General features: G+C 49.3%; 21 protein-coding genes. 2 read left to right on the forward strand and 19 right to left on the reverse strand.

Annotation, left to right across the window (positions count from 1 at the left end):
• Positions 1-18: 18 nt before the first annotated feature.
• The 11 genes from E0698_RS10230 to E0698_RS10280 form a co-directional block, all read right to left on the reverse strand.
• On the reverse strand, positions 19-897 hold the full coding sequence (locus E0698_RS10230; RefSeq protein WP_044647418.1) for an ROK family protein: 879 nt from the start codon (positions 895-897) through the stop codon (positions 19-21).
• 229 nt (positions 898-1,126) lie between these two features.
• On the reverse strand, positions 1,127-2,023 hold the full coding sequence (locus tag E0698_RS10235) for a 5'-3' exonuclease H3TH domain-containing protein (RefSeq protein WP_192511483.1): 897 nt from the start codon (positions 2,021-2,023) through the stop codon (positions 1,127-1,129).
• Positions 2,024-2,095: 72 nt separating this feature from the next.
• A complete protein-coding gene (locus E0698_RS10240) occupies positions 2,096-2,461 on the reverse strand; it encodes an arsenate reductase family protein (protein WP_025682357.1) in 366 nt (121 codons plus the stop codon).
• Between the two features lie 45 nt (positions 2,462-2,506).
• Positions 2,507-3,463, reverse strand: coding sequence for an RluA family pseudouridine synthase (locus tag E0698_RS10245; protein WP_192511584.1), 957 nt, complete (start codon positions 3,461-3,463; stop codon positions 2,507-2,509).
• Between the two features lie 21 nt (positions 3,464-3,484).
• The gene (locus E0698_RS10250) at positions 3,485-4,048 is read right to left on the reverse strand and encodes a cob(I)yrinic acid a,c-diamide adenosyltransferase (RefSeq protein ID WP_134910554.1); all 564 of its coding nucleotides are present in this window, start codon (positions 4,046-4,048) and stop codon (positions 3,485-3,487) included.
• Between the two features lie 18 nt (positions 4,049-4,066).
• Entirely contained in the window at positions 4,067-4,639 is a 573-nt protein-coding gene (locus tag E0698_RS10255) for a hypothetical protein (protein ID WP_192511484.1), read from the reverse strand.
• Between the two features lie 102 nt (positions 4,640-4,741).
• Complete coding sequence (locus E0698_RS10260) at positions 4,742-4,948, reverse strand: aspartyl-phosphate phosphatase Spo0E family protein (RefSeq protein ID WP_044646649.1); 207 nt, start codon at positions 4,946-4,948, stop codon at positions 4,742-4,744.
• Positions 4,949-5,062: 114 nt separating this feature from the next.
• Positions 5,063-6,274 (reverse strand): aminotransferase class I/II-fold pyridoxal phosphate-dependent enzyme, encoded by a 1,212-nt coding sequence (locus tag E0698_RS10265; protein ID WP_134914380.1) that lies wholly within the window; start codon positions 6,272-6,274, stop codon positions 5,063-5,065.
• A 12-nt stretch (positions 6,275-6,286) separates the two neighbouring features.
• Positions 6,287-6,787, reverse strand: coding sequence for an Lrp/AsnC family transcriptional regulator (locus E0698_RS10270; RefSeq protein WP_134910556.1), 501 nt, complete (start codon positions 6,785-6,787; stop codon positions 6,287-6,289).
• Positions 6,788-6,931: 144 nt separating this feature from the next.
• Positions 6,932-7,318, reverse strand: a complete 387-nt coding sequence (locus E0698_RS10275) for a spore coat protein (RefSeq protein WP_134910557.1) — start codon at positions 7,316-7,318, stop codon at positions 6,932-6,934.
• A 32-nt stretch (positions 7,319-7,350) separates the two neighbouring features.
• Entirely contained in the window at positions 7,351-7,587 is a 237-nt protein-coding gene (locus E0698_RS10280) for a hypothetical protein (RefSeq protein WP_025682365.1), read from the reverse strand.
• Between the two features lie 240 nt (positions 7,588-7,827).
• Between E0698_RS10280 and E0698_RS10285 the strand changes: the two genes are divergently transcribed.
• Complete coding sequence (locus E0698_RS10285) at positions 7,828-9,066, forward strand: NAD(P)/FAD-dependent oxidoreductase (RefSeq protein WP_192511485.1); 1,239 nt, start codon at positions 7,828-7,830, stop codon at positions 9,064-9,066.
• A 77-nt stretch (positions 9,067-9,143) separates the two neighbouring features.
• Here E0698_RS10285 and E0698_RS10290 read toward each other — a convergent pair whose 3' ends face one another.
• The 4 genes from E0698_RS10290 to E0698_RS10305 all read right to left on the reverse strand — a co-directional run bounded on the left by E0698_RS10290 (position 9,144) and on the right by E0698_RS10305 (position 14,160).
• A complete protein-coding gene (locus E0698_RS10290; RefSeq protein WP_192511486.1) occupies positions 9,144-10,397 on the reverse strand; it encodes an MFS transporter in 1,254 nt (417 codons plus the stop codon).
• A gap of 114 nt (positions 10,398-10,511) precedes the next feature.
• Complete coding sequence (locus E0698_RS10295; protein WP_192511487.1) at positions 10,512-11,261, reverse strand: hypothetical protein; 750 nt, start codon at positions 11,259-11,261, stop codon at positions 10,512-10,514.
• A 54-nt stretch (positions 11,262-11,315) separates the two neighbouring features.
• On the reverse strand, positions 11,316-11,729 hold the full coding sequence (locus E0698_RS10300; RefSeq protein WP_007429540.1) for a DUF350 domain-containing protein: 414 nt from the start codon (positions 11,727-11,729) through the stop codon (positions 11,316-11,318).
• Positions 11,730-11,790: 61 nt separating this feature from the next.
• Complete coding sequence (locus tag E0698_RS10305; protein WP_192511488.1) at positions 11,791-14,160, reverse strand: endonuclease MutS2; 2,370 nt, start codon at positions 14,158-14,160, stop codon at positions 11,791-11,793.
• Between the two features lie 151 nt (positions 14,161-14,311).
• On the opposite strand from E0698_RS10305, the gene E0698_RS10310 reads away from it, so the two are divergent.
• The gene (locus E0698_RS10310) at positions 14,312-14,671 is read left to right on the forward strand and encodes a phage holin family protein (protein ID WP_134910561.1); all 360 of its coding nucleotides are present in this window, start codon (positions 14,312-14,314) and stop codon (positions 14,669-14,671) included.
• A 152-nt stretch (positions 14,672-14,823) separates the two neighbouring features.
• Here E0698_RS10310 and zapA read toward each other — a convergent pair whose 3' ends face one another.
• From zapA to abc-f, 4 genes are all read right to left on the reverse strand, one after another.
• A complete protein-coding gene (zapA, locus tag E0698_RS10315) occupies positions 14,824-16,848 on the reverse strand; it encodes a cell division protein ZapA (RefSeq protein ID WP_192511489.1) in 2,025 nt (674 codons plus the stop codon).
• A gap of 208 nt (positions 16,849-17,056) precedes the next feature.
• The gene (gene pheT, locus E0698_RS10320) at positions 17,057-19,504 is read right to left on the reverse strand and encodes a phenylalanine--tRNA ligase subunit beta (protein ID WP_192511490.1); all 2,448 of its coding nucleotides are present in this window, start codon (positions 19,502-19,504) and stop codon (positions 17,057-17,059) included.
• 28 nt (positions 19,505-19,532) lie between these two features.
• Entirely contained in the window at positions 19,533-20,564 is a 1,032-nt protein-coding gene (gene pheS / locus E0698_RS10325; protein WP_273041806.1) for a phenylalanine--tRNA ligase subunit alpha, read from the reverse strand.
• Positions 20,565-21,041: 477 nt separating this feature from the next.
• Positions 21,042-22,880, reverse strand: coding sequence for a ribosomal protection-like ABC-F family protein (gene abc-f / locus E0698_RS10330; protein ID WP_192511491.1), 1,839 nt, complete (start codon positions 22,878-22,880; stop codon positions 21,042-21,044).
• Positions 22,881-22,951: the final 71 nt, after the last annotated feature.

Consider the following 22,951-nt stretch of genomic DNA (forward strand, 5'->3'; position numbering starts at 1 on the left):
GTCGTCAACCCGTAATTCTTATTTGTTCAGCTTTTCCTTTGCCAAGGCAAGAGCGCCGCACAATCCGGCATTGTCTCCCAAGCCTGGGGCCACGATATACTGATCAATTTCTGTAGTCAGACTCGGATGCTGTACGTATCCGTTTAACAGTTTTTGAAGCTCGGCGCGAACGAGTGGGAACAGTTGCTCCTGCTTCATCACTCCGCCGCCCATAATAATTTTTTGCGGTGAAAGAATCAATACATAGCTCATCAAAGCCTGTGCCAAATAATAAGCTTCCATCTCCCATGCCGGGTGATCCACAGAAAGCTCATGGCCTTTGACCTTCCATCTTTTTTCAAGTGCAGGACCCGCAGCCAGCCCTTCCAGACAATCTCCGTGATAAGGACATGTCCCTTCATAGGTATCTTCCGGATGACGACGCACCAGGATATGGCCCATTTCAGGATGGGACAATCCATGAATCAGCTTTCCACCGACCAGAGCACCCGCTCCGATACCTGTACCTATCGTAATATAAAGACAGCTATCCAGTCCCTTAGCCGCCCCCCAGATGGATTCGCCCAATGCTGCACCGTTCACATCCGTGTCAAATCCCATAGGTACGTCAAAATGCTCTTTCAGTTTGCCGATCAGGTTATAATTGCCCCAATGCGGCTTTGGCGTTGTTGTAATATAGCCATATGTATCACTGCCTTCGATAGGATCAATCGGCCCGAACGACCCTACGCCCAGCGCTTCAATGCCCTTCCCTTCAAAAAATGCAACGACATTCGCCATCGTTTCTGCTGGCGTGGCTGTCGGAAAGCTCGCGCGTTCCAGCACCTCTCCCTGTTCGTTGCCAATTCCACATACAAATTTGGTACCGCCTGCCTCAATTGCTCCCAATACTGTCATAGCTGCTGTTGTCCCCTCTCAGTCATGATCCGGTTCTCTCTATCCTATATTCACCTGAAACATGTCCAAGGTCAATCCCCTTATCCCAATTGTATATAATCCTTCACAACAATATATATCTCCCTTGACATAACTGTGTATAAAAAAGGACACTAACGCACCAAGCGCCAGCATCCTCATATGTGTAATACGAGCTCCGAGTTGTACCTGTGAAGCCAAACTGGCTTCGTTATGATCCAGTTGCCACACCCATTAACGTACACAAGCTTTTCATTTCAAGCTCCTCAAACTTATCTACAATTTGCACATGATCCAGCGTCAACAGACAACTGTCCAGTGCGCATGCTACAGGTACACCACAGTGAATTTCTGCCAGCTTACGTGACAAATGCAGCATATCTAGATCACTCTCGATCTTTTTGCGCACTGCTGGCGTCAATTGATCCAGATTCTCCAGAATACCTTCAATGGAGTCATATTCCTGTACCAGCTTGAGTGCCGTCTTTTCACCAATGCCTCGTACTCCCGGGTAATTGTCGCTTGCATCCCCCATCAGGCCCTTGAGGTCCACAACTTGGCGGGGTTTGAGCCCTTTTTCAGACAGTAACGTTTCCGGGGTGTACACCATATAATTGCCGTGACCTTTTTTCATAATAATAACCCGTGTCCGCTCATCCACCAATTGGAGTAAATCATGATCTCCAGAGAGAATCATTACATCCATGTCCTCATTCTGCGTATAGTGGCGTGCCAGCGTACCGATGCAATCATCCGCTTCAAAGCCTGCGGCTCCAATATTAGGAATGCCGAGGCTATCCGTCACATCACGGATCAATGTAAATTGAGGAATCAAATCATCTGGCGCGTCAGCGCGATTCCCCTTGTACGCAGCAAAATGCTCCCCGCGGAACGTCATTCCTCCCATATCCCAGCAGCATACGACATGCGTCGGATTATAGGTTTGTACCGCATCCCAAAAATATCGAATAAAACCATATATGGCGTTCGTTGGCACTCCGGCCTTTGTACGCCTTATATAACCGTTTGCAGCAGTTGCATAATAAGCGCGAAATAACAGAGCCATGCCGTCAACCAGCATTATGGATTGTTCATTACGTTGTGTCACAGATTGTATTGCTCCCATTCATCATATTATTTAACTCCAACAGTATAACACATCGCGGAGCCAAATTGGACGTTATTGAGCGCTCCATGCTTCCTCAAATGTTTCCTCTTTGAAGCCTACCGTTACTTTGTTCCCGTCTGTTACAATCGGGCGCTTGATCAATCTTCCATTCGAGGATAAAAGCGAGATTTGCTCTTCACGGCTCATGTCTGCCAGCTTGTCCTTCAGCTTTAGCTCCTTATATACCTCACCGCTCGTATTGAAAAACTTTTTCAGCTCCAGTCCACTTTTGCTGATTAAATCAGCTAATTCCTCCGGGCCGGGCGGTTGTTCAAAAATAGGAATCAATTCCGTTTCATGTCCCTTGCTTTGCAGCCATTTCACTGCATTGCGACAAGTGCTGCATTTGGAGTACTGGTATACTTTCAACTGGCTCATCTTTATGTTAACCCTCCGTATTTCATTCGCTTTGTATATATTTTATTACGGACGACATTTCGCTCTTAACAGCTCCTGCAACTGGGCCATATCGTCCGGCAATGGGGCGCAAAACGTCAACTGCTCTCTGGTCACAGGATGCACCAAGGACAGCTCTGAGGCATGCAGTGCCTGTCGGGGCATCTGGGCATCCAACTGACCATAACGCCTACGTTGCGCAGCGTCAGCAGGCGTATTTCGGTACATTTTATCTCCGATCAACGGACATCCGATAGAAGTCATGTGTACCCGGATTTGGTGTGTACGTCCGGATTCCAGCTTGATCCCGATGCGGCTCCCCTCATTCCAGGCTTCCTCCAGCTTATAGAGTGTAAGGGCCGGATAACCATCAGGGGTCACCATGCGCAAATGCGGATCATCCGGATTACGGTCAATCGGCCCATCCACCCTTCCTTCCTGTGGATCAGGGCAACCGTGCACCAGGGCCGTGTAGCGCTTATCCACCGTCCCCGAAATCATTTGCTCGGAAATATGCTGGTGTACATATGGATTTTTAGCCACCACAAGGACACCCGTCGTCTCCTGATCGAGACGATGAACGGGACGGAACCTGAACAGCTCACCTTTGGCCTGCCAATAATGCACAACCCCGTTAGCCAGCGTTCCCGTGTAATGACCATGAGTCGGATGGACAATCATACCCGCCGCCTTGTTGACAACCAATAAATGCTCATCTTCAAATAAAATGTCAAAAGGAATCGGTTCAGGCAAAATATCATCGGAACGCTCGCGTTCCATACGAATTTCCACCCGATCCCCGGACTGTACCTTTACGCTGATATACACTCGTGTTCCGTTCAGCATAATGCCTTGTTCCGTCAGCTTGAGTTTGGAAATCAGCTTGCGTGAAACATTCATACGTTTTTGCAAAATGGTCTTCAACAGCATTCCCTCCTCCTCAGGAGGGATCGTATACACGATAGGTTCATAGTACAAGCTCATCACAAATTCCCGGTTGCCTCCTTATTTGCGGAACACTTTTTTGCTGCGCACATATTCGACATCCGGTACCCCTTGACGTACATTCGCGGTGCGGGCCACGACGAAGAAATAATCGGACAGACGGTTCAAATACCGACGTACCGCAGGATTGATTTCCGTATGCTTACCCAGTGTGACAGCACGACGTTCCGCACGGCGGCAAACCGTACGGCAAACATGAAGTGCTGAGGACAACGTACTCCCCCCCGGAATAATAAAACGCTCCACCTTCGGATTTTCCTCCTGACATGCGTCAATCCAGCCTTCAAGTCGCTCTGCCAGCTCATCCTTCACCTTGTATTTACTTTCGTTAATTTTGACAAACGCCAAATCCGAGCCGCAATCGAACAATTCCTGCTGTACTTCCTCCAATTGAGTCCGAATATCCGCAAACTTTTCACCTTCGGCAAAGCTGATCGCTTGTCCTACAAAGCTGTTCAATTCGTCAATCGTGCCGTATGCCTCCACACGGTCATCATCCTTGGACACTCGACCGCCGATCACCGAGGTTTGTCCCTCATCGCCTGTTCTTGTATAAATCCCCATGGTATCTCATCCCCTCTATCATTCCGTCAGTGCTTTTAATACCTTAATGGCTTCTTCCTTATTACTCGTACGCGGTGGCACGGTAGCAAATAATGTTTTGGAGTTATATTTTACATCCTTGAACATCTTCATCTGCTCCACCGGAATCCCGAACAAATGAGTTTCCTTGATCATATCTGTTCCTTTTTCCCCCTGCTCCTTCTCCTTAAATACGCCGCCCTCGAACACACCCCGAGCATACGTTTTCTTGTCAAAAGCATCATCTAAAGGCAAATTCGAACCATTCTGTCCATACAACTTCATATCCTCTTCCGGCAAAATAAACAGGTCGTGTTCCCCGGCTGCATATTCAACGACCAGTTTCTGCTGGTTATACAATGGGCTAACTGCAATCTCGATGGTTGGAGCCTGTTCGCCCAGTTTATCCTTAAGCTTTTGCGCCAGCTCATCACGAATAATTGAAGCATCCCCTTGCTTATCCATGATAAAAATGGTGAAACTGTCCTTGTCTCGCCCCCCGCATCCCGCCAACAGCACGAGTGCCAGCATTCCGATGATCCATGGCGACAGCCTTTTCAGCCCTGCTCTCATATGTACGCCCCCTCTTCCATGCCACTAATATATCATAAGTTGTGAACGCAAAAAAAGAAGGCCCTGCGGCCTTCTCTATACGTACGGCTTGGCTTCACACGGTTATACCTTGCATTCCGTACCGTACAGCTTCATGTATTCGTTAATTTTCAAATCGAGCTTGCAACTGATCTCAATGACAAGATCAGAGGTGAAGGACTTCTCTTCCTGAAACGTCCGCATCATCTCATTGCGCAGGAACAAAATTTCATCTTCCAGGGAAATGTCGTATCCTATTGAACCCGATGAATTATATCCAACATATGACATGAGCATTCCTCCTGCAATTGAAAAATTAAACTTCCTGCTTTCGATTTCAAATTATAGCATATAAATTTAGAAATAAAATACTATTTTCTATGATTTACCCATAAAAAAATAATTTTAACCTTCTTTTTTTACTTTTTCTACAAAATGACCAATACGATCCAATGCTTCCGTCAGTTGAGCCACAGAGGTCGCATACGAGCATCTAAGATATCCCTCGCCCCCCAAACCGAACACGTTCCCCGGCACAGCCGCAACCTTGGCCTCTGCCAAAAGACGTTGCGCAAATTCATCCGAGCTTAGTCCTGTGCTTTGAATACTTGGGAAAACATAAAAAGCCCCTCTCGGCTCGTGGCATTCCAGACCAATGTCCCGAAATCCTTCAACCATCAGACGGCGACGCTGATTGTAAGCTTCCACCATGCGATCCTTCTCGCCCAAACCATTGCGCAGCCCCTCAAGAGCCGCTACCTGACCCATCGAAGGCGCACACATCACGGTATACTGGTGGATTTTAAGCATAGCGGCAATTAAATCAGGATGCCCACATGTATACCCAATACGCCAGCCCGTCATAGCGAAGGCTTTGGAAAAACCACTGACGAGAATGGTACGATCCATCATGCCCGGCACAGCCGCGAAGCTGACATGCTTCTCGCCATAATTCAGTTCTGCATAAATTTCATCAGAAATGACGATCAAATCATGTTTTTCTACAACTTTCGCAATCGGAAGCCAATCCTCATAGGTCATGGTCGCCCCGGTTGGATTGCTCGGATAGCACAAAATCAGCACCTTGGATTTAGGTGTGATTTTAGCCTCCAGCGCCTCTGCTGTCAGCTTGAATTCATCCTTGGCGAAGGTTTCGATTCCTACGGGAATACCGCCGCCAATGGAAGTGATTGGAGAATACGAGATGTAGCATGGCTCTGGAACGAGAATTTCGTCGCCGGGTACAATTAACGCACGCAAAGCCAGGTCAATCGCTTCGCTACCGCCCACCGTCACGATAATTTCACTTTTTGGATCATAGCGGACTGCAAATTGCTCATCCAGATATTCACTAATTGCCTCACGCAGTTCAGGCATACCCGCGTTGGAAGTATAGCTGGTAAACCCCCGTTCCAATGAATAAACACAGGCTTCCCGCATATGCCAAGGGGTTGTAAAATCCGGTTCGCCTACCCCCAGAGTAATAATATCCTTGTTGCCGCCCACCAGATCAAAAAACTTACGGATGCCCGAGGATGGAATCTCGCGCACCAATGGAGACAAATATGAGCTCATGGCTTTGCTACTGTCAGTCAATGCTTCAGGTTTGATATTCATCATGATCTTCCTTTACGGCGAAATCATCAGACGATTATCTTCCTGATGATCTTCGAAGATAATTCCGTCCTGTTTGTATTTTTTGAGCGTAAAATTGGTCTTGGTGGACAGGACCGAATCAATAGGCGACAGCTTTTCCGACACAAAATTCGCTACCTCGCGAAGATTGCGTCCTTCTACTTCCACTAGCAAGTCGTATGCACCGGACATGAGATATACTGATTTAACTTGTGGATACAAATAAATCCGTTCGGCGATGCCTTCAAATCCTCTTCCCCGCTCTGGTGTAATCTGCACCTCAATCAAAGCAGTAACCTTTTCGTCGTCGACTTTATCCCAATTGACCACAGCGGCGTATTTGACGATCACATGTTGGTCTTCAAGCTCTTTAATCGCGGCACGTACATCCTGTTCGCCAACTCCCAGCAAGGTAGCAAGCAGAGTCGGCGTCCTTCTTGCATCTTCTTTTAACAATTCCAGCACTTTTAATTTCAAATCATTCAGTTCTGTCATTCTACATAAGGCCTCCATCAAAAGAGATTACTATACATCATACAATACGTGCTTTAAACCTGCAAAGAAAAACCGCCCGCCCCGGTGAACCCGGCAGACGGACGGCTTGTTGTGAGAAAAGGCTTCAAAAGCGGAGTGTCCCGTTTACATATAGTAAGGGTTGTTTTGGTGAGACGGCTGGCCCTGTTGATGCATCGGTTGACCGTATACTCCCGCTGAGGACGATTTTTGCTGAATGAACTGCTGGCACTCCTGTTGGGTCTTGCGAGCTTCTTGAATCTGTTTGTCCAAATCGATGCGCAGTGCTTTAGATGGAGTGGAGTACATATTGTTCTGACTCATCAGACGATACAAATCACCTTGCAGACGTAACGTGTCGTTCGTAAGGTCAGTGAACATCTGACGCACAGACGGACAATTGGATTCTGTTGTCGCCGTTGTGTACTCGCGCACTGTACGTTTCATATCAGCAAGAATGGTATAGAGCAAATCTTCTTCGGGCATAAATGACATATTGTTCTGTGAATACATCCTGTCATACCTCCTTTATGGTTAATGCATGATTACTGCTGCGGTTGCATAGGAGCAAGCTGTTGGTGCTGTTGGAGAGCATTTGAAAGCAAGTTCAGGTGGTGCTCATGAGTTCTAGCGAGTTGCAAACAGGCTTGTTGAATAGCAGGCTGCTGGACGGATGCCGCTGTCGCCGCACATTGCTTGAGTAGCAATTTTTCATTGGAAATGGAGTCTGCGATGTACTCCAGTTCTTTGCCAGTTAAGGGTTGCATGTTCGTAGATTGCATGGTCTGTGCCTCCTTAAATGTTTTGTTGCAAGCTGGTTAGCTTGTCCGTTTGGCGGGATTATATGTATATGCTAGGAGGAGCGGAGTTTATCGAAATTTGATAATTTTGTGAGGGGCGGTTTCTTTTGCTGAGGACGCTACGCGATCCATTTGATCTTACGATCGCTGTTGCCACGGGACTCAAAATAACTACACACATTAAATATTGCATATTGCATTGCTTATAGGGAGTGTTTTGTTATGGAATTGATTAGTGGAAATACGTATTGGCCTAGTATTCTGGAGCAGAAACTGGATTTTCCTCCTTTAACAGAAGATTTGACTTGTGATGTGCTTATCGTCGGCGGTGGGATGGGTGGAGCGCTCTGTGCCCGGCTGCTAGGGGAGCGAAAGGTAGATACGGTCGTGATTGATAAGCGCAAACTGGCGCATGGAAGTTCTTCGGCCAATACCGGATTGCTGAAATATAGCAACGATAAGACGCTGACCTCTTTTATCAACACCTTTGGTGAGGCTAATGGGGTACTGTTTTATCGGATGTGCAAGGATGCGCTGGATCAGTTGGAAAAGCTGGCTAGCACAGTGGACCTGGATCCGTGCTTTATCCGGCGCAGCAGCCTGTATTATGCGAGTACACCCGAGGATGTGTCGGTGCTCCAAAAAGAGTTCGAACAGCTAACCCGCTTTGGATTCCCGGTGGAATATTGGGATGAGCAACAGGTGGCTGCTCGTTTTCCTTTTCGAAAACCGGCTGCGCTGTATACACATGAGGATGGAGAGGTAAATCCGTTTCTTTTTGCACAGGGACTCCTGCAATCTGCCAGTCGTCTTGGTGTACACTTATATGAGCATACCGAAGCGAAGCATTTTGAATTTGGCGACAATGAGGTTGTTTGTCATACCAGCGGTGGAACCATTCGGGCGAAGAAGGTTATTTTTGCGGCAGGCTATGAGTCCCAGGAAATTAAAAAGGATCGTGGAGCCATACTGGAAAGCTCTTATGCGATTGCCACCAATCCAGTTGGAGATTCAGCCATGTGGCATGAGCAATGTCTGATCTGGGAAACCGCCCGTCCTTATCTGTATATACGCTCCACCACGGAAGGACGCGTGATTATCGGAGGGCTGGATGAACCTGTACTCGACCCGGACCAACGTGAAGTCAGACTGTTGCACCAACAGAAAAAGCTGCTGCAAGCATTACAGGAGCATTTTCCGGATATACCCTTCAAGATTGATTATGCATGGGCAGCCGTCTTTGGCTCCTCCCATGATGGCTTACCGTATATTGGCCCGCACCCGCGGTTTCCGAACTGCTACTTTTTGGAGGGCTATGGGGGAAACGGTACAGTTACCAGCATGATGGCTGCACAGCTATTGACTGATGAACTGACGGGCACACACCGACCTGAGATGGAGCTTTTTTCACTAACACGTACCACCAAGCCTTCACCCGAAATCACGGAGCCGCTGGCTTAATAAATACGAAATACGAAAGAGCCTCCAATTCCCATTTTCGTGGGTTTGGAGGCTCTTTTTTGAATATATATTTCAAGCTACTCGGTTTGCCTGTGCCAGCGTCGTGCCTTGGAATGAGACTTGCTCTGTTTCGTTGTTTGCTCCTTCTTTAGCACATTGCGCATAAATACCCATCCCGCCACGGGCATTAATGCAAGTCCAATCAACAGCCAGATCATGGCTATAGGTGCCTTGCTCATACTCAACACACCCAGAAAGATAAGCATTCCTGTCAATCGACCTACCATCAGACACAACTCGCGTAGTACGACCAGTTCCACCCTCTGATTAGCATCCTTTTCGCTCACTCCCATCAGGTCAAAGCTAGCGGAAATCATCGGGATTAAATATAACGGCAAAAACAAGGCGGTCCCGATGCCCATAATCAGCAGCGTGCTATACTCCATACGCCACAGTAACGGCAAAAGCGCAATCACCAGCAGCACGGCACCCAACAGCATGCCAACCGAGCGATAATGTGGCTTGAGCCATTTGCCAACAGCCCAAAAGCTGAAAAATGAAACTGCGGATGTAATAAGCGAAAACTGCGCCAGCTTCCACTCCTGCTGAGTAGCGACGTACACAAGCAGCGTAATCAGGAAGGCAAAAACCCCTTCACGAATGCCCTGTGTAACAAGCGACAACGACAATGGCCGCCACATACTTCCTTTTTTCGACAAACGCTGCTTGGGCTCCAGCCAATTGTAACTTCCTGTCGTCTTACGCTTGCGAAGAAAGAAACTCAGCACTACCCCCACCACATAAAGTGCCAAAGAGATGCTAAATATCACGCGGTATCCCGCATCATCCTCCATACGGGCGATAATCCAGCCGGACAGCCAAGGACCGACAATGCCCGAAAACGAGCCCAGCAGGCCCACCCATCCGTTAAAATGATCCCGGCTTACCCGATCTGTGACCTCAAAAAAAATCACATTAAAAGCTAGCCAAAACAAACCCAACGCTGCACCCAATAGCATCCCTAACGGCCATATGTAGTTTACAGCCTGCGATCCCGTATATAAAACCACCAGATAAAATAATCCGGACAACGCGGTCCCTACGCGCAGAGCATTCATTTTGTTATGCTCCTTGACCCATTTTCCAGCCAGCCAGACCATGATTCCCAGCGCAATTTGCTGGCTAACATTAAACCAGCCAATCATCGCGTAATCCTGCCTGCTTTTCCACAGATATACGTTAAGAAAAGTACCTGACAAAGCTGCCGCAAACACAAACAATCCATTCAGGCTTAGCAGCAGAATGGATTGTCCGTTCAGGTTTGATTTCAATGAATTTCCCCCTAACCGAAAATCACCATTCAGCTCCTTTTAACTCAGCTTGCTTCGGAGCTTCTTCGGCTTAAGATGCCCGAATTCAACTTGGGCTTATCCGGGGGAATATAATTAATTGTTGGAAATACCACTCAGCTTCTCTAACAAACGCAATCGGTCATCCTCTGACAACGTCTGCTGAACATGGAAGCAGCTTGGACATACATATACATTTAAGACAAACGGCAAATCCAGAACAGGTCTGCCGAGCGCAGGAGACATCGACGGTACAAAGCCTTCTCCGGTCACGGTTTGCGAACCTGCATGCAGCATGTATTCACCGCATTGGGAACATTCAAGAACCTCATCTTGTCTGTCGAGTATTTGTTCAGCGCCTTGTTCATAAGCCATTAGATCCGCACCGCTTTCTTCAAATTTTTGCAGGGTATGCAGCACAGGCAGCTTATGAAGCTCGTTGTCCTGCAACAATGGAGCGTCAGCCGGCTTTTCAACTACGACTTCATCCTCTGCTTCATATAAAATATCCTGCTCATCATCATCCCCAAGCTGAATGCTCAACGTACGATAGCGCTTTAGGTCTTCCTTCCCAGGGGAAGGCGCTGCTTGACCCACAGAAGTCGCATCATCATGGCTGTGTTCGTGGTCATGTGCATGAGTATGCATGTGTTCACTTTCTTCATGTCGGTGCTCATCCGTATGCCCATGAACATGTGCAGAATCAGACTCCGTTTCATCTTCATCATCGGTGATATCCGAATACCCTTTCAGGTCATTATGGCAATAAGGGCACTCTTCTTCAGGTCCCAATTCTTCATCCCAAATAATTTCCATGTTACACCATGGACAAATAGTCATTTCCAAGCTTCATCATCCTTCCGTTCCATGCGTATACCAAGCTCTAGTATACAGGATGTGTCAAGTTACACTGGCACCGATCACATAAGATAACGATATCGAGATAATCATGGAGAACAAGCCGACAGCGCGGTTGTCCTCCTTAATTTCCTGATCGATTGAAAATACCGGTGTCAGAAACTCAAACAGAAAGTACGCCGCAAGCAGCAGTAAAAAGCCGACGAACGACCAAATCATCGTATCGTACACGCTGGATTTGGCTTCCATCGCAAAGCGGAGCACGTTGCAAATACCGAACATTTTCCCGCCCGTAGCCATCGCTACTGAAATATTGCCGCGTTTGATCTCTTCCCAGCATTTATAGCGGGTTACCAGCTCAAAGCAAGACAAAAATACAATCAGCTCCAGCACCGCCACCGAGAAATAGCCCAGCATCATTCCTAACGGATGTGACAGCAATTCATCAATCGCCATCTTCACTTTGTCCCTCCCGTTCTACAAAGCGTTCCCGACCGAATGGCCGGTAACCCGTAGCTCATTCCAATTCAGCAACCGTCACGCCTGTGCCGCCTTCATTGTAATTTCCGATACGGTAGCTTTTCACATGCTTATGCTTGCGAAGGTACTCCTGAATACCGGTCCGAAGAACCCCTGTACCCTTGCCATGAATAATGTGTACCTGCCCCAGATTGGCCAGAAATGCTTCATCCATGAAGCGATCTACCTCCATCAGCGCTTCCTCCACGTTCGCACCGCGCAGATCAAGCTCGTTTCGCACATTATCATCCCGTGTTCGCTTAATGCCAGTTACCGGCTTCTGGACTCTCGGTGCCGTTGTTTGGGCGGGTTGCAGTAGCTCCAGATCGTCCAGACTGACCTTCATTTTCATGATTCCCAGTTGCACCACGGCCTCCTTGCTACCGGACAGTTCCACCACATGGCCTTTTTTATTCAGACTCTGAACGGATACCTCATCGCCAGCTACGATAGAACGAGTACGTGCAGCGGCCGGGCGCTTGACTGCGCTTTTCTTACGCTGTTTCGGTTCCGCTTCATCCAGCTCTCTGCGGGCTGCAATCAGCCTGTGCTCCTTAACAGAGGCTCCTTCTTCCTGAGCCAACTTACGCAGATCGGCAATGATTTTCTCGGCCTCGCTGCGAGCTTTGTCCACGAGACCTCTCGCTTCGTCCGCCGCTTTCTCCAGCATACGGTCCCGCTGTGCTTCCAGCTTATCCAGCTCATTTTGGTGACGGGTGCGCAGTTCTTCCATCTCCCCACGCAATTGTTCCGCCTTTTCCCGCTCTTGCTCGGCTGTCAGACGATTCTGTTCCAGTGACGCAATCATATGTTCTACGCGCTGGTCTTCTTCTGTCACCTCACCACGGGCATAATCCAAAATACGACTCGGCAATCCCAGGCGCTCAGCAATGGCAAAAGCGTTACTTCGACCAGGTACACCCACGAGCAGGCGGTATGTCGGACTTAATGTAGCAACATCGAACTCCATACTCGCATTAATGATTCCTTTGCGCTCATAGGCATAGGCCTTCAATTCACTGTAGTGAGTCGTCGCAACCATACGGCAACCCAAAGCATGCATATGCTCGAGAATGGATACAGCCAAAGCCGAGCCTTCCGCAGGATCGGTTCCTGCACCTACCTCGTCAAGCAGCACAAGGCTTTTAGGCGTCATATTTTTTAGGATGCTGATAATGTTGGTCATATGACTGGAAAAGGTACTCAGGTTTTGCTCAATGCTTTGCTCGTCACCAATATCTGCATAGATCGCATCAAATACGCATAGCTGGCTCTCGTCCTCTACAGGCACAAAAAGTCCCGACATCGCCATCAGACTAAGCAAGCCGATGGTTTTCAGCGTAACGGTTTTTCCCCCTGTATTCGGTCCGGTTACGATAATGGAGGTATACGAATTGCCCAGCTCCACATCAATCGGAACGACCTGCTCCAACGGAATAAGAGGGTGTCTGCCTTTTTTCAGCTTCAAGTAACCCCGATCATTCATCAAAGGCAAGGTTGCCTTCATCTCACGAGCGAGACGAGCTTTGGCGAAAATAAAATCAAGCGTCCCCAAAACATCTACATCATATAGCAGCATATCCGCTTGTTCTGCGACAAGTGCGGTCAGCTTTTGTAAAATCACTTCAATTTCGCGTTCTTCTCTCAACCGTGTTTCCCGCAGCTTGTTGTTCATGGCCACGATGGATTCAGGCTCGATAAACAGCGTTGCACCGGAACCGGATTGATCATGCACAATTCCGCCAAAATAAGAACGATACTCGGCTTTAACCGGGATTACAAAACGGTCTCCACGGATCGTAATCAACTGATCCTGAAGCATTTTGGATACGGTGGAGGAACGAATCATGGAATCGAGCTTTTCCCGAATACGCACTTCACCCGAGCGCAGCTCTCTGCGGATTTGTGAAAGCTCTGTACTGGCAGAATCCAGTACCTCTGCATTTTCGTCGATACAGCCTTTAATCGAGTTTTCCAGACCTCTCTGTTCTGAAAGCTGCTCACTCCAATACAGCAGTGTTTCAACTGGATTTTCCTCATGCAAACTTGCCACGTACACCTGTACACGGCGTGCAGCCTGAACTGTTGTCCGAATGCCAAGCAGCTCCTGTGGACTCAATGTTCCGCCGATACGGGCGCGCTTGACCGCCGGAGTAATATCCACGACTCCGTTAAACGAGGGTACTCCTTTAAGTCGATCGGCAGCATAGGCCTCATCCGTGCCTTTTAGCAATTTCTTGATATGCTCCAAATCATCGCTGGGCTGTAGCCGCTGGGCTGTCTGCTGACCAATCGCGGTTTGAGCATAGTGACTTAGTTTATTTAAAATTTTTTGATATTCTAGGGTTTTGAATATTTTAGAGTCCAACTTCACTACTCCTTTCACTTATATCTATATTATAACGAAAGCCGCGCACTTACGCTATTTGCCAACTCTGTTTTACACATAAGAAAGCCGTTTATGCCACACAATACCTTTGTATAACCCTGTACATTCAAAAAACAAAGGAGGTTATTCCGTGAGCATTCTCGGGCACATTGTGCGTTTCATCGTTGCCGCTTTGGTTCTGATGGTCGTAAGCTGGATCGTTCCCGGCTTTAGTGTAGGCGGCTTTTGGAGCGCGCTGATCCTTGCCATTGTCATTGCCTTGATCGGTTACATCATTGAGGCTATGTTTGGCCGACGCGTTTCACCATTCGGACGCGGTATCGTAGGCTTTCTGGTGAGCGCTCTGGTTATCTGGATGGCTCAATATGTCGTGACCCATGTCAGTGTTTCCGTTCTGGGCGCATTGCTCGCTGCATTGGTTATCGGGATTATCGACCTCTTCATTCCGGTATCGACACCGTTTGAAGCCGGCCGCAAGAGCGAGAAATAATTTGGGTTCACATTTCCGACAAGGTTGTTCCACAGCAGATTTCTTCTGCCGATGGACAGCCTTTTGTCATCTACAGAACCGAACAGAATACAGCATACAAATAATCCCCGGCGATAAGCAGCCGGGGATTGCATTGCATGTATAATCCGTATCTACTGATCCTGTTCGATTAATTCAATCCACTCATTGTACTCGGATTGAAGCTTGGTATACTCTTCTTGCAATTGACGTAATTCCGTCGATATCTTCTCCGTATTTTCCCGATCCACATCCTGCTGAACCTGTAAAAGACGAAGCTGATGAGCCGCCAGCTCATACTTCTGACCGACTTCCTCCAGCTCGGACTGTAAAGCCATCCGTTCCTGATCTACAGATTGCCGTTCAGCCTTCGCCGCCTCGGCAGCTTCAACGGCCAGACGAATTTCCTCTTGAAGCTGTTCCTTTTGTTCAACTGTTACGGCTATTTCCCGTTCCCACGAAGCAAATTCTTTCTTGCGGGCAGCATCTTCGGCTTCCAAACGTTCCGCTTCGGCCTTCAACTGCTCATATTTAAGCTGCCATTCCAGTGATTCCTCTTCAGCACGCTCCAGTTCCTTCCGCCGTTCACTATCTTCACGCTGGAGCTGCTTGATATTCTGTCCCAGTTGCTCTGCCCGGCTCTTCATGCTTCCATACTGCTCCTGAAGCGTTTTGTAAGCCTTTGTTCCCTCTTGCTCACGCAGGATTGCCTTCTCCAGCTCGTCCTGAACGCGAATCAGCTCAGGTGAAAGCTCCTTGATTCTCGCTTCCAACTGCAACAGACGTTGCTGCTGTGCAGCAAACTTATGATTTACAGCTTCAACCTCAGTCACGGCATGCTGTAATTGCTCCTGTACAGTCTCCTTCTGTTCACGTACTTCCAGTATCGAAAGCTCCAGTTCATCTACTGCGAGCTTGCGCTCCTCTGCAAGCTTCTGCCAAGACTTCTCGCTTTCGGCCAGTGTAGCCAGCTCACTTTGCAGTTTGCGGGAGGACACATGCGCCTGCTCCAGCAACTTCTGCATTCGGCGCTGTTCTTCCTCCAGCTTGGCCGCTTGCTGCTGCGTTGCCTTGGCTTCCGCCGCCAATTCATCGTAACGGCTTTGCAGCTCTTCACGCGCAAGTGTATCCGTCTGCTCGCGCTCTGTCGCAGCCTGTCGCTGTGTTTCCAGCATAGACTCCAGTTCGGACTGCTGTTGCTTCAATGCTGCAACCTGCTCTTGCGCCTCTCCCAGACGGGAAGACAGCTCTGTACTGCCTGCTTGAGCCTGCTCCAATTGCTCTTGAAGCTCCTCGACCCGAATCTCCTGCTCCAGTGCAGCTTCCTCGGCTCGTTTCTCCGCTTCCTGATGCTGGAGCTTTTCCTCATTCAGCACCAGTTCCGCCTGTTTGCGCTCCTGCTCCAGCTGCTCATTCAGCCCAGACCACTTGTCCTGCCATTCAGTGACCTTCCGGCTATGCTCCTGCTGCAAAGCAGAACGCAGCTTGTCCAGCTCTGTACGCTGACGCTCCTGTTGAGCCTTCTCCGCAGCCGACAGCTTGGCTTCTGCCTGTTTGGCCGCTTCGGCCAGCTCCTTCTTGGTTTGCTCCTCCATCTGGCGGATACGGGCATTTGCCGCCTCCTGCTGCTCTTTCAGCTTACGGGAAGCTTCCTGACGGGACTCCTCCAATTGACGTTCAGCCTGCTTTTGTCCATTTTCGAGTTCTGCCGCTTTTTTCTCCTGCTGTTCCAGCTTCGCCTTTAATTCGGCAATTTCCCTGGCTGATGCGGATTCGGTCTCCGTCCATTTTTTCATAACCGTTTCCTTCTCTTCCTTCAATTGGGCAAAAGACTGCTGCATATCCGTATTTTTTTGCTGCTGTTCTCCAAGAGCCGTCTGAAGTTGAGCCAGTTCGCCCCGAAGCTCCGCCCGCTCCCCGGCCAACCGGTTCATATGACTCTGAATTTCCTGAATTTGTACAGCTTCTTCTGCCATATGAACCGCAGCCAGCACGGCAATTCGGGGCATATCAAGACGCGAATGAGCCTGAGAAATGCTATGCATGCGTTCATCCACGTAATTGGCAACCTGCTTCATATAATCGGTATTACTGCCGACGAGTTTATAAGAAGTACCGTAGATCTCTACAGTGACGCGAGTACGATCTGGTGTAGTCACAATTATGCCCTCCTTCAATACTACTGTATGTTGATTCTAAGTTGTGTCCGGTACTATGGTAACCCGCCCTTCGTGAAGCGTTCAACCCCATTAGTCCGGTTTCCCCGCAGCGGGTGAATATCAGAGTAGAGAGCTTCAATGATGATAGGCCAAAAAGCCGTATCGAACCTCTGTCACTAAGATTCGATACGGCTCCCCGCATTTCCTGCTACTTTCTCAATTCCGCTCCAAAAGTTTGTTCCAGAGACGTCACGACAGGAATATGCGCCGCATTAATCTCTTCATCCGTCAGCGTATGCTCCCAATGACGGTAGGTCAGGGAGATAGCTACGCTCTTCTTGTCTTCGCCAAGCTTGCTACCTGTAAATACATCAAACACCCGTGCATCCTGTAATAGCTCTCCGCCCGCCGCATGAATCACACGCAGCAGTTCGCCTGCTTCTACGTCCTTATCCACCACGAGGGCAATGTCGCGTTCCACGGACGGGAAGCGAGCCAGCTCTCTGAACTGAATGTGACTGTTGGCGTGTTCGATCACCTGTTGCAACGCAATTTCCGCTACATACGTATCATTCAGCCCATAAGACTGTTGCAGCTCCGGATGGATCTGCCCGATGGTGCCGATTCGTTGGGAGGTCCCATTCACATCCAGCCATACGGAGGCAGAACGTCCCGGATGATAGCTTTGCGGCTGGTCAGCCACATAACGGATGCTTGCACCCAATCCAAAATAGTCAAATACCGTTTCCAGCGCGCCTTTAATATCAAAGAAATCGACCTTCTCAGCACCGATATTCCATTGTTTTTCACGGCGTACGCCAGTCAGCAGCAGACTGAGCACTTGAATTTCCTGAGGCTGGCGAGTCAGCGTTTGTTCCGCGGTATAAAATACAGTTCCTATTTCGAAAATCGCCAGATTTTCCTGCTTCCGGTTCATGTTATACACTGCTGTATCCAGCATTTGCGGAATAATGCTCGTACGCAGCACACTGCGGTCTTCGCTCATAGGCATCGCCAAACGTACAGGATGGCTTCCCTCTGTCAGCGCATTAAACAAACCTGCACTTTCCGGATGCACAAACGAGTAACTAATCGTCTCTTGCCAACCGCCATGGGCCAGCAATTTCCGCAGCGAACGGCGCAGTGATTGCGATGCCGTCAAAGCACCCGGCGTCGTCGGTCCTTCAATCGGCGTCGTCGGAATGTTGTCGTAACCATACAGGCGGGCCACCTCTTCAATCAAATCCACATCTATGGTAATATCCCCGCGACGTGTAGGCACTTCCACTTCCAACACACCTTGCTCCACGTCACCGCATCCGAAATGAAGTTTACCGAAAATCGTTTTCACCTCAAGCAGCGACAACTCTGTTCCCAAATATCGGTTCACTTTATCCAGCGACAGCTTGATAATCCGGTTCTCGGCCTTCGCAGAAGCAGATTCTACGATACCCTGGTGTACAGTGCCTCCTGCATAACGCTGAATCAGCGCTGCCGCACGGTTCACCGCAGGTACAACAGCACCCGGATCAACCTCTTTTTCAAAACGCAGGCTTGCTTCGGAACGAAGTCCAAGCTGACGGGACGTTTTGCGAACCGTACCGCCGTCAAACTTTGCAGATTCCAGCGCAATGCTGACCGTCGCATCTGTAACTTCAGAATTGGCTCCGCCCATCACCCCTGCCAGCGCAATCGGCTTCACGCCGTCTGTAATCAGCAGCATATGTGGCTCCAGCTTGCGCTCCTGATCGTCCAGCGTAACCAATGTTTCGCCTGCACGAGCGAGACGTACTTCGATGTTGCCATTTTCCAGCTTATCCGCATCAAAAGCATGCAACGGCTGACCGTATTCCAGCATGACATAGTTCGTAATATCCACGATGTTGTTGATTGGACGAACACCCGCCGCCATCAGGCGGTTTTGAATCCACAGCGGAGAAGCCCCCACTTTTACACCCGTGATATATCGAGCCGCATAGTGCGTGCACAGTTCAGGTGTATCCACCTTTACCGACAGATGATCTGCCGCCGCATCGCTGATTTCCACCAAATCCTTAGCCGGTTCAGCCAGCGAAATGTCACGCCCCAGAATCGCGCTCACTTCATAAGCCGCACCATGCATACTCAAGCAATCCGAACGGTTTGGTGTCAGATCAAAATCCAGCACCTGATCATCCAGCGCGAGCAGCTTCGTAATCGGCGTACCAATTTCAGCATCCTCAGGCAGTACGAGAATACCTTCTTGCAGCTCTTTGGGCAGCAGCTTGTCATTCATGCCCAGTTCCTTCGCCGAACAGATCATACCCATGGATACAACACCACGCAGCTTGGCCTTTTTAATCTGAAAATCTCCCGGCAGCTTCGCGCCCACGATGGCAACAGGAACCTTTTGCCCTGCATCCACATTTTTGGCGCCGCACACGATTTGCAAATCTTCCTCTTGTCCCGCATCGACGATACACACATTCAGCTTATCCGCATCAGGGTGTTTTTCCTTGCTTTTGACATAACCAACCACGACGCCTGTAATCCCTTTGTTGCGATGTTCGACCTCATCAATTTCAATGCCCGAACGGGTGATTTTCTCAGCCAGATCCTCCGCGCTCACCTGATCCAGCGATACGTACTCGGATAGCCAATCGAATGATACTTTCATATGGGTTCACTTCCCTCGATATAGTTGTTTATTGACGCGCAAACTGCTTCAAGAATGACAGGTCGCTGTTATAAAAATGACGAATATCGTCAATTCCGTATTTCAAAATGGCAATCCGCTCTACACCCATACCGAATGCAAAACCGCTATATACCTCGGGATCAAAACCGCCCATTTCCAGTACTTTCGGATGCACCATGCCACAGCCCAAAATTTCGATCCATACGCGCTCGCCATTTTTCTTTACAAAAGTCACGTCTACCTCAGCACTCGGCTCTGTGAACGGAAAGAAGCTTGGACGCAGACGGATTTCGGTCGATTCCCCGAACATTTCGCGTGCGAATTGCAGCAAGGTTCCTTTCAGATCACTCATGCGAATGTCTTTTCCAATCACAAGCCCTTCAATTTGGTGGAATTGGAAAGAATGCGTAGCATCGTCATCATCACGTCGGAAAACCGTACCCGGACAAATGACCTTAATCGGCGTTTCGCCCTTCATCGCCTCCATTGCGCGAATTTGAACAGGTGACGTATGGGTACGCATCAACAGATCCTCGGTCAGATAAAACGAATCCTGCATATCCCGCGCCGGGTGATTCTTAGGGAGGTTCAACGCTTCAAAGTTATAATAATCTGTCTCTGCCTGTGGACCCTCCGCAACCCGGTAACCCATACCAGTAAAAATGTCCTCAATCTGCTCAATTACTTTATTAAGCGGGTGCAGCCCACCTTGCGGCAATGTGCGTCCAGGCAGCGTAACGTCGATCTTTTCCGCTTGCAGACGCTCATTCGTCTCCGCTTTCGTGAACTCATCCTGCTTACGGTTGACGACTTCTTCAATCGCCTCGCGAACTTCATTAGCTACCTGTCCGACAACTGGACGCTCTTCCGCGCTCAGCTTGCCCATACCGCGCAAAATTTCAGTCAGCGCACCCTTTTTACCCGAATATTTAACCCGCAGATCGGCCAGCTCTTTGGGCGTTGCCACCTTCTCCAATACTTCCAGTGCTTCTTCCTTCAAGGCCAGCAAATGTTCCTTCATTTGGATGGTTTCGCTCATCGCCTGTTCAGTCCCCTTTCTTCATATCCAGCTTTTCAGACAACAAAAAAAGGTCCTCTCTCCCGGTAAAGGGACGAAAAGACCGTGGTACCACCCTCGTTAGACAATCCTGCTCAGCTCATCCCGCGCTTTGTCTTTCGACAATTTCTGCCATTCGACAGTACAGGTTTATGCATGCTTTGCATGATCATCTCGCTCTGCACGTTGTAACGGTCGTGAACCGGTATCCCCTACTTGCCCGCTTGCCATCTACAAATGGCATACGAGGTTCAAGGAACTGCTCCGGAGCGAACTTCAACAGCCTTGTTTTGCAGAAACGCTCTCAATCCTACGGCGCTTCCTCCCTGTTCAATCAGACACTGCCTACTCTTCTCCATCAAGACATTTTCAAATTTCGAACTATTGCTCATTATTATATGCAAACCCTAGCGCTTTGGCAAGCCGGGCATACGGTTTTACCCATTCTGACGCAGCCGTTTAATCCGACTGATCCAGTTTGGCACGAATACGCCTGATTTCCGACAACAGTTCCTCATTTTCATCGTCCAGCCCGACCGTACCCATCAGTTCCGTAAGACGCAACTGCAATTGCAGACGCTCCTCGCGCTGCTCCTGATCCTCTGGTTCCTGTTGAAGGTTCTGCTGATCTTCCTTCTTTTCGTCGGCGGTCCCTTCGTAGATTTCATAAACGCCTCCAGGCTGCATATCAAGCAAACGGGTTGCCGTCCGGCGCACCAGCTCCCGGTCATGCGAGACAAGCACCAGCGCCCCGCCGTAACTGCGCAAGGACTCCTCTACAATCTCACGGGTTTCAATGTCAAAATAATTGGTCGGCTCATCCAGCACCAGCAGGCTGGCTCCGCTAAAATACAAGCGTAGAAAGGCCACCCTGCATCTCTCACCCATACTAAGCGTCCCGATCCTCTTGAACACATCTTCTCTGGCAAAAAGAAAGCATCCCAGCACCGTTCTCGCTTCCGTCTGCGTCATGGTGGGGAGCGCAAGCAAACTATCCAGCAATGTCTGATCCTCTGGAAGCTGCTCCAGTTCCTGTGAAAAATATCCGATTTTCAGCTGTGGATTCGCTGTGATCTTACCCTTATACGGCTCCAGCTGACCCGTCAACAGCCGTAGGAGCGTTGTTTTGCCAATCCCATTCGGCCCCCGAACAGCCAGGCGATCGCCACGTGCAATGTTCAGGTTGAGATCCTGTACAATGGTATGGTCGTCGTAGCTAAAATAGACATGCTCGGCGCGCAGCAGATATTTGGCCTGAAACCCGCTGTCACTTAATTTCATATGCAAAGATGCTACTTCGCGCGGCTGCTCAACCCGGTTGGCCTCCAGCCGTTCCAGCTCCTTCTCCTTCGCATGATAACGGGAAATATTTTTATTAGCCTTGGCCTTATAAAAGCTTTGCGTAACGGCCATTTCCACATTGGAAGCTGCCCGGTGCGCCTGATGGAACCATTCCCGGTAATTTCGGATCGTCTCCTCCAACGCCTGCCGTGCCAGTTCCTGCTTCCGATAGTTGGCTTCCTGCTCCCGCAGCTCCCGTTCCTTATGCGACTTATATTCAGTATAGCCACCCTTATAGCGGCGAATGCCCGTTGACGTCAGCTCACATATACCTGTAGCTACCCGATCCAAAAAGGCTCTGTCATGCGATACAAACAACAGTGTCCCTTGATATGTGGACAGCCACTGCTCCAGCCAAACCAGACTTTCGGCATCCAAATGGTTGGTCGGTTCATCCAGCACCAGCAGCTTCGGCTGTCTGACCATCAGTCCGGCCAACCGCACTCTCGTCTTCTGCCCTCCGCTCAGGTCACCATAGGCAATAGGCCACGTCTTAGCAGGCATGCCCATCCGGGTCAGCGCCTTTTCCACTTCGGACTCCCACGCAAAACCTTGCAGCCGCTCGTACTCATCCATCAGCTCGCCATATTGCTCTAGATGACGCTCTGCTTCCTCACCCTTATGGGCAATTTCGGCCTCCAGTTGCTTCAGCGTCATCCTGACTCGCCAATGCTCAGGACTGGCCTGCTGTGCCGCCTCAAGTGCAGTTCGGGCGAATTGAATGGTGTCCTGCTGCTTCAGCCAGCCCCGCTCCTCCAGCGGTAATTCATGCTCTACCTTACCTGAAGTCGGCGCCTCGTCGCCTAACAGTATCCGCAATAGCGTCGTTTTGCCGGCTCCATTTCTTCCGAACAGGGCGAGTCGTTCCCCCTCCGTCACATCCATCGATACATTCTCAAACAAAGACGTTCCGTTCCAATCCTTTATCACATTGCGGATACGCAAAATGGTTTTCATATGGTAATCATCCTTTCCCTGTCCGGTTCCAATACCGAAAGCAATAAAAAAAGCCGCAGAAGGCTGCGGCT

The organism is Paenibacillus sp. 23TSA30-6, assembly GCF_014858585.1.
Taxonomy (GTDB): Bacteria; Bacillota; Bacilli; order Paenibacillales; family Paenibacillaceae; genus Paenibacillus.

Coding starts and splice junctions, on each gene's coding strand:
- E0698_RS10230 (WP_044647418.1), bottom strand. CDS start 897: ATGACAGTATTGGGAGCAATTGAGGCAGGCGGTACCAAATTTGTATGT.
- E0698_RS10240 (WP_025682357.1), bottom strand. CDS start 2,461: ATGAGCCAGTTGAAAGTATACCAGTACTCCAAATGCAGCACTTGTCGC.
- E0698_RS10245 (WP_192511584.1), bottom strand. CDS start 3,463: ATGAGCTTGTACTATGAACCTATCGTGTATACGATCCCTCCTGAGGAG.
- E0698_RS10250 (WP_134910554.1), bottom strand. CDS start 4,048: ATGGGGATTTATACAAGAACAGGCGATGAGGGACAAACCTCGGTGATC.
- E0698_RS10255 (WP_192511484.1), bottom strand. CDS start 4,639: ATGAGAGCAGGGCTGAAAAGGCTGTCGCCATGGATCATCGGAATGCTG.
- E0698_RS10260 (WP_044646649.1), bottom strand. CDS start 4,948: ATGTCATATGTTGGATATAATTCATCGGGTTCAATAGGATACGACATT.
- E0698_RS10265 (WP_134914380.1), bottom strand. CDS start 6,274: ATGAATATCAAACCTGAAGCATTGACTGACAGTAGCAAAGCCATGAGC.
- E0698_RS10270 (WP_134910556.1), bottom strand. CDS start 6,787: ATGACAGAACTGAATGATTTGAAATTAAAAGTGCTGGAATTGTTAAAA.
- E0698_RS10275 (WP_134910557.1), bottom strand. CDS start 7,318: ATGTATTCACAGAACAATATGTCATTTATGCCCGAAGAAGATTTGCTC.
- E0698_RS10280 (WP_025682365.1), bottom strand. CDS start 7,587: ATGCAATCTACGAACATGCAACCCTTAACTGGCAAAGAACTGGAGTAC.
- E0698_RS10285 (WP_192511485.1), top strand. CDS start 7,828: ATGGAATTGATTAGTGGAAATACGTATTGGCCTAGTATTCTGGAGCAG.
- E0698_RS10300 (WP_007429540.1), bottom strand. CDS start 11,729: ATGGCGATTGATGAATTGCTGTCACATCCGTTAGGAATGATGCTGGGC.
- pheT (WP_192511490.1), bottom strand. CDS start 19,504: ATGAAAGTATCATTCGATTGGCTATCCGAGTACGTATCGCTGGATCAG.
- pheS (WP_273041806.1), bottom strand. CDS start 20,564: ATGAGCGAAACCATCCAAATGAAGGAACATTTGCTGGCCTTGAAGGAA.
- abc-f (WP_192511491.1), bottom strand. CDS start 22,880: ATGAAAACCATTTTGCGTATCCGCAATGTGATAAAGGATTGGAACGGA.